2 protein-coding genes are annotated in these 2442 nt (G+C 73.1%); both read right to left on the reverse strand.

The features are described from left to right. Positions 1–168: 168 nt before the first annotated feature. The gene (locus AC13HU_RS35670) at positions 169–1551 is read right to left on the reverse strand and encodes a DUF2252 domain-containing protein (RefSeq protein WP_483046149.1); all 1383 of its coding nucleotides are present in this window, start codon (positions 1549–1551) and stop codon (positions 169–171) included. Between the two features lie 168 nt (positions 1552–1719). Beyond that, the coding region (locus AC13HU_RS35675; protein ID WP_483046150.1) for a serine hydrolase at positions 1720–2442 on the reverse strand (723 nt) is incomplete at its 5' end.

Raw genomic sequence — 2442 nt, forward strand, 5'->3', positions numbered from 1 at the left:
CCCCAGGGGTACCCGTGCTACCCGGCCGACCGACCGGTATCCGGGTCCCACCGACCGCGGCCCGCCCCGGAGCGGGCACTTCGCGTCTCCGGCAGGTCCCTCCAACGTCCTGAGCCGGGCACACCGGGTACCGGACCGGCGAGCTCCCCCTACTTCCTGCTACTCCTGCTACTCCTGCGCGGCTTTGACCCGGCCGGACCTGGCGGCTTTCGCCAGCGCGGCGTGGTCCCGTTCGTTCTGGTCGGCGTACGCTTCCGCGAACGTGGAGATCGCACGGTCGAAGACGTCACCGCGCCCGAGATACGCGGAGATCGCGATCCGGTCGCCGGACCGGGCATGGGCGCGGGCAAGAGTGGCCCCGCACAGCTCTCCGAAGGCGCGCATGCCGCGGGGCACCATCTGGGAGGGGTCGACGACGCCCTTCCAGTCGCGCAACTGGCGCACATAGAAGTCGCGTTGGACCCCGTCCATACCCTGTGCCCGCTCCCAGCCGAGGAAGATGTCGCCCGCCGACTGCATGAGCCGCTGGCCGGCCACGACCCGTTTGCCCTGGATGCCGTACCGGCTCGCGCCCGCGTAGGGCGCGAGCACGGACACGGACGCCTCCTTGGCCTGGAGGAACAAAGGGTCGCCGCTGTCGCGGCCGAGCAGGAGCATGATCCAGCAGCGGGTGCCGACACTGCCGACGCCGACCACCTTGCGCGCCATGTCCACCACCCCGAACTGCTCCAGCAGGTGCTGCCGATCGGGCTCCAGGGACTGCTGGTAGCCGGTCAGGAGTCCACGCAGCAACTCCTCGACCCGCTCGCCGTCCGCGCCGGGCATCAGGTCGTCGAGGCGCGAGAGCATGGGCGGGTCGGAGATGATCCGCTGCCTGCCGCCGACGACCTCGGTGAGCTTGCGGGCGGCCTGCAGGCTGTCGCGGCCGCGCGCCTTGGCGATTTCCGCGGAGAGCTTCCTGCGCCCGCGCGCCCGCAACCGGCCCGCGGCCAGCGCCCGGAGCATGTCGGCGTCGGCCCGGGCGTACCAGACGTCGAGGTCGCGCATCCCGGCGAAGCGCCGCATCTGCTCTCGGTACGACCTGACGGTGGTGCGCACGATCGCGCGCCGCTCCGCGTCGCCGAAGCCGTTCTCCCGTGCGGCGATCACCATGCTGGCGGCCAGCCGTTTCACATCCCACTCCCACGGGCCCGGCAGCGTCTCGTCGAAATCGTTGAGGTCGAAGAGCAGGTTGCGCTCGGCGGAGGCGAGCAGCCGGAAGTTCATCAGGTGGGCGTCGCCGCACAGTTGGGTGCGGAATCCGGACACGGGGGTACGGGAGAGGTCCTCGGCCATGATGGCGGCGGCGCCGCGGTAGAAGCGGAACGGCGACTCGAGCATCCGGCCGTAGCGGAGCGGAACCAGCTCCGGCAGCCGGGTCGCCGACTGCCGTTCGACGGTGTCCACCGGGTCGGTGCGATCCCGGGGCGGGGTGAACTCCGCGTGTGCGGAGCGCGGTGAGTGCGCTCGCGCCGCCTTGCCCGACCGGGCCCGTTCCTCGGGGGAGGGCATGTGCCTTCCGCTCGCGGTGACGATCCCGGCGCTTTCGGTCCCCGACCGGGACCCGGTACTGTCCGCCCCGCGGTCACCCTTCACCCTCGCCGCTTCGCTCTCCTTCATCGCCGGACCCTCCGCACCCCTGCACGTATGAAGCCGGGCGCTATGTCGTATTCATCCCTTTTATTCGGACTCTATGGCATGGCGCGGCGGCCCACCTCCCGAGTCCTCGGCACCCACACGGCCAGGGCCGCCCGGGGTGGACGTGGTCAGCGTGTGGAGGAGGGTGTAGCAGGTGTTGATCAGGGCGCAGGTGCGGTCGTGGCGGGTCGCGGTGCCGATGACTGCGGTGGCGGTGGCCGGGTGGAAGCCGAGGAAGGACTGGTGGCCGAAGGTGGCGCCGGCGTGGAAGAGGATTGGGCCGCCGGGGGCCGGGTGGAGGTACCAGGTGAGGGTGTGGGTGTGGCGGCGGCCCGAACCGCGCCGGAGCTGCGGGACTTGGACGTCGCGCAGGGCGGCGCGCAGGGGCGCGGGCACGTCGGCGATGCCGGCCTCGTCGGGGGAGAGGAGGGCTTCGGCGTAGCGCAGCAGGTCGCCGGGGGTGGCGCGGATCGCGCCGGCCGGGGTGAATGCGGCCATGTCGGTGGGCGGCAACGGGGTACGGCCGTCGGGGCGGTGGCCGGTCGCGGCGGTGACGGCTGCGGTGCTGCCCTCGGGGGCGCGGCCGAAGGTGGGTTCGGCCAGGCCGAGCGGGCGCAGCACGCGCCCGGTCAGGCGGGGGGGGTAGGCGGTGCCCAGGGCGCGTTCCAGGGCCGGCCCGTGCAGCGGGAGCCGGTGGTGGGGGTCGTGCCCGTGGCTGCCGGGTGCGGGCCGGGTGCGGGGGCCGGCGAAGGCGCGCTGCTGCGG

The organism is Streptomyces sp. NH27 (assembly GCF_056859195.1).

What these genes read in the sequence shown, in the direction of transcription:
- AC13HU_RS35670 (WP_483046149.1), bottom strand. Translation starts at nt 1,551, where the DNA reads ATGCCCTCCCCCGAGGAACGGGCCCGGTCGGGCAAGGCGGCGCGAGCG.